The organism is Kitasatospora sp. NPDC050543 (assembly GCF_044457565.1).
In the GTDB taxonomy this organism is placed as follows: Bacteria; Actinomycetota; Actinomycetes; order Streptomycetales; family Streptomycetaceae; genus Kitasatospora.
In genome coordinates, this window is the sequence record NZ_JBITGZ010000002.1 from 132631 (window position 1) to 140047 (window position 7417).

Consider the following 7417-nt stretch of genomic DNA (forward strand, 5'->3'; position numbering starts at 1 on the left):
CGAGCCCTCGTGGCGGCGCGCTTACCGCCTTACCCTGGTGTCATGGGTGACCCGCGAGAGCCTCCGGAGGGTGCGCCCGAGGGCGGTTCCGGAAACGAGGACGAGTACCGATCCGTCGTCTTCGACGAGTCCTTCGTGCGCGCTGCCCGTATCCAGGAGCTCTCGGCACGTGAGCGTCTCGGCGGCGGGTTCGGACGCGCCACCCGGCCCCGGATCCGGCTCGGCCCGCTGGGCACGGTGCCGCGTCAGGCCGTCGCCCTGCTGCTGGTGATCGTGCTGGCGTTCGCGGCCGCGGTGTACTTCGGCATCAGCTCCCCGAGCCGGGAGGGGACCCGGCCTGCCGGGAGCCAACTGACGGTCAGCCTCATGGCGCTGAGCCCGACCGCCACCGTTCAGCCGGTGGGCGACCCGGCCCATCCGTTCGCCGCGCTGCCGGTCGGTTACGGGGACGGCAGCGCGGGGCTGGGCGTCCCCGCCGCGGCGGCGACGGCGCACTTCACCAAGATCGAGGTGACCCGGGCGCTGGACACCGTGCAGCGCTACCTGGTCGCCTCCTCGCTGGCACCCCGCGCGCTGACGCAGGGCGACACCGGGGACGTACGGACCTTCGTCACACCGGGTGAGCTGGCGCAGTACGACCAGAGCATGGCCACCGCGAGTGACGACCAGCATCATGCGGCCACCGGCTGGATCGTCCGCTTCGACCCGGCGCAGGTGGCGCTGGCCACGGCCTCCGTGAAGGTGACGGGCGACGTGCGGGTGGACGAGTCGGGCGACGGGACGCTGCGGATCAGCACCGACCACACCTTCGTCTACGCGCTGCGCGCGGCCGGCGCGCCCGAGTCGGCCCCGGTCACCCTGCAGAGCGTGCGCCGCGAGCTGCACTTCGACCTGGATCGCGGTGACATCGCCGCCGGGCAGCTGCGCCTGGTCGACTCGGTGCTGCAGAGCGGGCCCACCGCGTGCGGTGTGCCGCTGGCCAACTACCTCCAGCCGATCCTGGCGGCCCCCGGCGGTACGGCCCCGCCGGCGCCGCCGGCCATCGACCCGGGCAACCACGCCCGTCCGGCCTGGCAGCAGTGCGGGGTGCTGGCCAACGGCTGATGCTGCTGACTCCGACCGACCGGTGGCCGCCGCCCGTACGGGAGCGGCGGCCACCGTGCCGGTCAGCGGTGGTCAGCGGTGGTCAGCGGTGGTCAGCGGTGGTCAGCGCCGGTCAGCGGACGTCGCCGGCCTCGCCGGAGGACGAGGCGGAGCCGGCCGTCGAGGTGGCGCGGGCGCCGGTGAAGGTGTCGCGGAGCTTGCCGCCGACGGTGTTGACGCCGCCCGCGACATCGCGGATCAGGCCCATCAGCGGGTCCTTGCTCTCCTTGACCGAGGTCGAGTAGTGGTCGGCGGCGGCCTTCCACTGGTCGGTGACCGAGGTGTCCGCGTCCTGGCTGCGGCGCGGGTAGGCGCCGGCCAGGATGGAGCGGTACTCGTCGCTCTCGGCCCACTTCTTCAGCTGGGCCACCCGGACCACCGCGAAGGGGTGCGTCTGTGGCAGCACCTGAAGCAGCTTCAGTACGCCGTCACGCAGGTCACCGGCCTTCTCGTACTCCTCGGCCTGCTCCAGGAAGGCGTCGACGTTCATCTCGCCGAGCTGGTGGCCGCCGGCCAGCTTCATCAGGCCGCGCATCGAGGCCTGGACGTCCTGCCCGGCGAGCAGGCCGGCCCGGTCGCAGGAGAGTTCGGCCTTGCGGAACCACTCCTTGAGCGCGGTGATCAGCGCCGTGATGGCCAGGCCGCCGAGCGGTACCCAGGCGATCCGGACGGCGATGTTGGTGAGGATCAGCAGCATCGTGCGGTAGACGGCGTGGCCGGACATCGCGTGGCCGACCTCGTGGCCGACCACCGCCCGCAGCTCCTCCTCGTCCAGCAGCTCGACCAGGCCGCTGGTGAGCACGATGATCGGGCTGTCGATGCCGATGCACATGGCGTTGACCGCCGGGTCCTGCGTGACGTAGAGGTCCGGGACCTTCTCCAGGTCCAGCACGTACGCCGCGTCGCGCACCATGTTGTGGAGCTCGGGGAACTGGCGCTCGGAGGTCTTCACGGCGGTGGCCAGGAACATCAGCCGGATGGAGCGCTCGGAGACCAGCCCGGCGAGCTTCTTCAGCACGTCGTCGAAGCCGGTCAGCTTGCGCAGGGCGACCAGGGCGGAGCGGTCGGCCGGGTGCTCCCAGGCCCGGGTGGAGATCTCCGGGAAGCGCTGGCGGCGCCGGCTGGGGCTCTTGGTGGTCGTATCGGTCATGGTGTGCGTACCCTCCTGGTCGACGCCGGTCCCGGCGCTGGTGGCCGGCCCCCGCTGGTCTTCGCCTGCAACGACTTCCTGTGCAACGTTCGCGGCCTCGAACTCGTCCCCGGCGCAGCGTCATCGGCCGCTTCGCGCGCCCCGCCCGGCCCGGCCGCGGGGGCGGTGGCGGGTGCGCGCACGAGGGCGGTTTACGCTGAATGCCCTGGAGAGCCGAGACCAGCCCTGGCCGCGGTGCAGAGCAGACCGAGGAGCCCGCCGATGTCCCACGAAGCCCTTGTCACCCTGGCCGGTCCGATCTCCGACGCGAACGGCCCCGGGCTGTTCCTGCGGGTGATCGTGGTCGCCTCCTTCGTCGGCGTCGGCCTGCTGGCCTGGATCCTGCTGCGGGCCGGGCGCAGCAACTGAGCATGCCGCCGCCGGCTCACGCCGGATCAGACGCAGTGGGCCGCCGCGCGGTTGCACCGGGCCCACCCGTACGATGACCCGGTGGGCCCTCACCGGCCCGCACCCCTGGTCCGTCACCCGAGCCGAGAAGGTCCTGCCGACCATGAGCACTGCTGCCGCACTCCCCGTCCTGAACCTCATCGCCGAGGGCGAGGGTGGCAACCACGACAGCCTGAACCCGTACCTCACCGGTGGTGGCGGCCTGTTCATCCTGCTGCTGCTGCTCTTCGTGACGACCCGGTTCAACCGCGACCGCTGAGCCGGGCACCGCTGCGGCGGTGAGGCAGGCCCCGGGAGCGCCCGGCCGAGCGGCGGACGCTCCCTTCGGTATGCGCGCGGGCCGGTGGGGTAGCACCGGAACGGGCGTCGCGTAAGGTGTGGCGGCATGGGACAGCAGGCCGAGACCCCCGGCGGACCGGTGAAGAAGCGCCTCGGCGTGATGGGTGGCACCTTCGACCCGATCCATCACGGGCACCTGGTCGCCGCCAGCGAGGTGGCGAGCGCATTCCACCTCGATGAGGTGATCTTCGTACCGACCGGGCAGCCATGGCAGAAGAGCGACCGCCGGGTGACCGCGGCCGAGGACCGCTACCTCATGACGGTCATCGCGACCGCCGAGAACCCGCAGTTCTCGGTCAGCCGGATCGACATCGACCGCCTGGGCCCGACGTACACCGTGGACACGCTGCGCGACCTGCGCGCGCTGCACCCGGACGCCGACCTGTTCTTCATCACCGGCGCCGACGCGCTCGCCCAGATCCTCTCCTGGCGGGACTCCGAGGAACTCTTCTCGCTCGCCCACTTCATCGGTTGCACCCGCCCGGGGCACACTCTGTCGGACGCCGGGCTTCCGGTGGGCGGGGTCTCCCTGGTGGAGGTGCCCGCGCTGGCCATCTCCTCCACGGACTGCCGGGACCGGGTCGCCAACGGCGAACCGGTCTGGTACCTCGTCCCGGACGGCGTGGTCCGCTACATCCACAAGCGGGCGCTCTACGCGCCGGCCCAGCCTTGATCCCGGGAGGGGCGGCGTGAGCGGAACGGCAGGGCGCAGGGGCCAGGAGGACGACGGCTGGCCGGCCGGGCAGTCCCAGCAGCCCGGGTACGCGCAGCAGTCGCAGCAGTACCCGGGGTACCAGCAGCAGCCCGGCTACGACCAGGGCGGCTACCAGCAGTACGACCAGTACGACCAGTACGGGCAGCCCCAGGAGGGGTACGCCGGCCAGGGTCGGTACGACGGCTACCCGCAGCAGCCCGGCCACGTCCAGGGGAGCCACGTCCAGGGCGCCTACGGGCAGGGCGGGTACGAGCAGCCAGGCTACGAGCAGTCGGGGCACGGCGGCCAGCAGTCGTACGACCAGTACGACCAGTACGGGCAGCCGCAGGCCTACGCGCAGCAGCAGGCGCCCACCGCGGACCGCTACCGGCAGCCGGGCTACGACGGGTACCAGCAGCAGTACCAGCAGCACCAGCAGTACCCCGAGACCGGCTACGGCCAGGGCGAGCAGTACGCGCAGCCCGGGCAGTACACCGCCGTTCCGCAGCCCCCCGCCGCCGCCCCGGTGGCGCCGCCGCCGGTGCCCGCGCCCCCGCGCCCGAGGCCCGCCCGGCCCGAGCCCGCGCCGCCCGCAAAGCCGGCGGCGCCCTCCGAGCAGGTCGGCGGCACCCGCGCGAACAGGGCGGCGCAGGCCCAGGCCGCCAAGGGCGCGAAGCCCGGCGACGACGACTACAACACCGGCGAGTTCACCTTCGTCGACGAGGAGGCGGAGGAGAGCGAGGACGTCATCGACTGGCTCAAGTTCGCCGAGTCGAGGACCGAGCGCCGCGACGAGCGCCGCCGCAAGCTGCGCACCCGGCTGATCGGCACCGCGGTCGCGCTGGCGGTGCTGGCCGGCGGCGGGGTGGGCTACCTCTGGCTGACCGACCGGCTCGGCGGGAAGCAGACGGCGGCCGCGGCCGCCGGAGCGCGCCAGGTCAACGTGGTGCACCTGCGGGACCTCCAGGGCAAGGTCTCCACCGCCCTGATCGTCAACGACGCGGCCGGCCACAAGGGCTCGGTGCTGCTGCTCCCGGACGGCCTGCGGCTGCCGGGCACGGGCGACTCCGGCACCACCACGGTGGGCCAGGCGCTGGACGCGCTCGGCCCCTCCGGGACCCGGGAGGGCCTCGGAGCGGTGCTCGGTGCCCAGGTGGCCGGTACCTGGCGGCTGGACACCCCGTACCTCCAGCTGCTGGTCTCCCAGCTCGGCGGGATCCGGGTGGACACCGACGCCGAGGTCCGTGACGGTGGCAAGGCGGACGGCAAGGTGCTGGCCGCGGCCGGCAAGAACGTCCTGCTGAACGGCCAGGCCGCCGTCGCGTACGCCACCCTGCAGGCCGCCGGCGAGGGCCGCGACGCTCAGCTGAAGCGGTTCGGGCAGGTACTGGACGCGGTCGTACGGACGATGCCGGTCGAGCTGAAGGACGCCAAGGACGACGTGCACCGGATGGGTGCGGTGCTCGACCCCTCGCTGCCGGAGGAGGCCCTGGCCGGTGTCCTGGTGCAGCTCGCCCAGCAGGCCAAGGACGGGCACTTCGGCACCGGCGCGCTGCCGGTCAAGCCGGACGGCACGCTGGACGACGCCACGGCGGGCAAGCAGGTCAAGGACGTGCTCGGCGGCACCGTGCAGAACGCCGAGGCGGGCAACGCCCCGGCCCGGGTCTCCATCCAGGACGCCACCGGCAACGACCAGGCGGCGGCCGCGGCCCAGGTGCAGGTGGTCAACGCGGGCCTGACCTTCGTGCCCGGCGGCGCCAAGGCCGGCCCGCAGGGGGCGAGTGAGATCCGGTACACCAGCGACGCCCGGCAGGCCGCCGCGAAGTCGCTGGCGACCAGCCTCAACCTGCCCGAGTCGGCGGTGAAGAAGGTCGGCGACGGCCAGAGCGTAGATCTGCTGGTCGTCCTCGGCAAGGACTACCAGCCGCCGAAGGCCCAGTAGGCCCACCAGGCCCCGGCGGCCGCAGGGGGGCGGCCCTAACGTCGGCCCTGCCGTCGCCCCTGCGTCTGTCCGGTCGGCCCGGCCGCGGTGGTCCCGAACAATAGGTCCGGGGCCGCCGCGGCGGCGTGAGATCCTGGAAGGCACGTCCCACCGGCCTGCGCCCGTGGGGCTCCCCAGCAGTCGAGCCGGAAGTACACCGTGACCGTCACCGACCTCAGCCAGCAGCTCATCACCGTCGCCGCCCAGGCGGCGGCCGACAAGCTGGCCCACAACATCATCGCGTTCGACGTCAGCGAGGTGCTGTCGATCACCGACGCCTTCCTGATCGCCTCCGCGAACAACGACCGCCAGGTCAAGTCGATCGCCGAGGAGATCGAGGAGCAGCTGCGCGAGAAGCTGGACATGAAGCCCGTGCGCCGCGAGGGCGAGCGCGAGGGCCGCTGGATCCTGCTCGACTACCTGGACATCGTCGTGCACGTCCAGCACTCCGAGGAGCGCTCCTTCTACTCACTCGACCGGCTCTGGAAGGACTGCCCCGAGCTGCCGCTGCCCGAGGACGCGCTGGCGACCCGCAACCGCCCCGAGGGCGCGGACACCGACGCGGCCGGCAACGTCACCGCGCCGGCCGACAACTTCGGCGCCGAGGACTACAGCTGAGCCGGGACGCGCGGGGTCCGCGCATCGTCTTCTGGCGGCACGGCCAGACGTCCTGGAACCTCGAGTCGCGGTTCCAGGGCAGCACCGACATCGAGCTGACCGGCCAGGGTGTCCTGCAGGCCCAGCGGGCTGCCCGTCTGCTGTCCGGCCTGCACCCGGACCTGCTGATCTCCTCGGACCTCCAGCGCGCCCGGCGTACCGCCGAGGAGCTGGCCAAGATCGCCGGGCTGGACGTGCAGCACCACGAGGGCCTGCGTGAGACGTACGCGGGGGAGTGGCAGGGCCTGACCAACGCCGAGATCCGCGAGCGCTTCCCCGAGGAGTACGAGGCCTGGGCGCAGGGCGAGCCGGTCCGGCGCGGGGGCGGCGAGCTGGCCGTCGAGGTGGCGGACCGGGCCGTACCGGTCGTCCTGGAGGCGGTCGAGAAGCTGCCCGAGAACGGCACGCTGGTGGTGGTCAGCCACGGCGGCACCATCCGCACCATGCTCGGCTGGCTGCTGGGCCTGGAGCCGCCGCTCTGGGAGTGCTTCGGCGGCCTGTCGAACTGCTGCTGGTCCGTCCTGGGCCGGGGCGCGCGCGGCTGGCGGCTGCTGGAGCACAACGCGGGCACCCTGCCGCAGCCGGTGATCGGCGACGACACCTGACGGTCGCGTGGGGCCGCTGAGTGCGGGATTTCGCAGTTCCGGGCCTGACCAGCTAGAGTCTTCCTCGTTCGCAAGGAGAGAACGCCGCCCGGCAGGGAGGCGGGGAATCCTACGAGTGCGGGGCTGTAGCTCAGTTGGTAGAGCGCTTGCATGGCATGCAAGAGGTCCGGGGTTCAATTCCCCGTAGCTCCACTCCGCACCAGCGGTCCGCGAGGGCCGTACGTGTCGCGGGGCTGTAGCTCAGTTGGTAGAGCGCTTGCATGGCATGCAAGAGGTCCGGGGTTCAATTCCCCGTAGCTCCACAACGACGGAGAAGGGCGCCCCCCCCCGGGGGGGGGGCGGGCGCGGGGGGGGGGGCCCGGGGGGGGGGCGGGCGCGGGGCCCCCGTCAGGCGCCCGGGG

At 72.8% G+C, this 7417-nt stretch carries 8 protein-coding genes and 2 tRNA genes; 9 read left to right on the forward strand and 1 reads right to left on the reverse strand.

Annotation, left to right across the window (positions count from 1 at the left end):
* The first annotated feature begins 42 nt into the window (after nt 1-42).
* Nucleotides 43-1104: a hypothetical protein gene (locus tag ACIBH3_RS02940; RefSeq protein WP_396310068.1), complete on the forward strand. Its 1062-nt coding sequence runs from the start codon at nt 43-45 to the stop codon at nt 1102-1104.
* Nucleotides 1105-1216: 112 nt separating this feature from the next.
* Here ACIBH3_RS02940 and ACIBH3_RS02945 read toward each other — a convergent pair whose 3' ends face one another.
* Nucleotides 1217-2293, reverse strand: coding sequence for a M48 family metallopeptidase (locus ACIBH3_RS02945; protein ID WP_396310069.1), 1077 nt, complete (start codon nt 2291-2293; stop codon nt 1217-1219).
* 261 nt (nt 2294-2554) lie between these two features.
* Between ACIBH3_RS02945 and ACIBH3_RS02950 the strand changes: the two genes are divergently transcribed.
* The 8 genes from ACIBH3_RS02950 (at nt 2555) to ACIBH3_RS02985 (ending at nt 7318) form a co-directional block, all read left to right on the forward strand.
* Entirely contained in the window at nt 2555-2701 is a 147-nt protein-coding gene (locus ACIBH3_RS02950; protein WP_396310070.1) for a hypothetical protein, read from the forward strand.
* A gap of 73 nt (nt 2702-2774) precedes the next feature.
* Nucleotides 2775-2999 carry a hypothetical protein gene (locus tag ACIBH3_RS02955; RefSeq protein WP_396310355.1) on the forward strand — a complete coding sequence of 75 codons (225 nt, stop codon included), beginning with the start codon at nt 2775-2777 and terminating at the stop codon, nt 2997-2999.
* Between the two features lie 126 nt (nt 3000-3125).
* Nucleotides 3126-3752, forward strand: coding sequence for a nicotinate-nucleotide adenylyltransferase (gene nadD / locus ACIBH3_RS02960; protein WP_396310071.1), 627 nt, complete (start codon nt 3126-3128; stop codon nt 3750-3752).
* A 16-nt stretch (nt 3753-3768) separates the two neighbouring features.
* Nucleotides 3769-5715 carry an LCP family protein gene (locus ACIBH3_RS02965; protein WP_396310072.1) on the forward strand — a complete coding sequence of 649 codons (1947 nt, stop codon included), beginning with the start codon at nt 3769-3771 and terminating at the stop codon, nt 5713-5715.
* Between the two features lie 198 nt (nt 5716-5913).
* Entirely contained in the window at nt 5914-6372 is a 459-nt protein-coding gene (rsfS, locus tag ACIBH3_RS02970) for a ribosome silencing factor (protein WP_396310073.1), read from the forward strand.
* A complete protein-coding gene (locus ACIBH3_RS02975; protein WP_396310348.1) occupies nt 6369-7016 on the forward strand; it encodes a histidine phosphatase family protein in 648 nt (215 codons plus the stop codon). The genes rsfS and ACIBH3_RS02975 overlap by 4 nt, the downstream gene beginning before the upstream one ends.
* A 119-nt stretch (nt 7017-7135) precedes the next feature.
* Nucleotides 7136-7208, forward strand: a tRNA-Ala gene (locus tag ACIBH3_RS02980).
* Nucleotides 7209-7245: 37 nt separating this feature from the next.
* A tRNA-Ala gene (locus ACIBH3_RS02985) sits at nt 7246-7318 on the forward strand.
* The last annotated feature ends 99 nt before the right edge of the window (nt 7319-7417 follow it).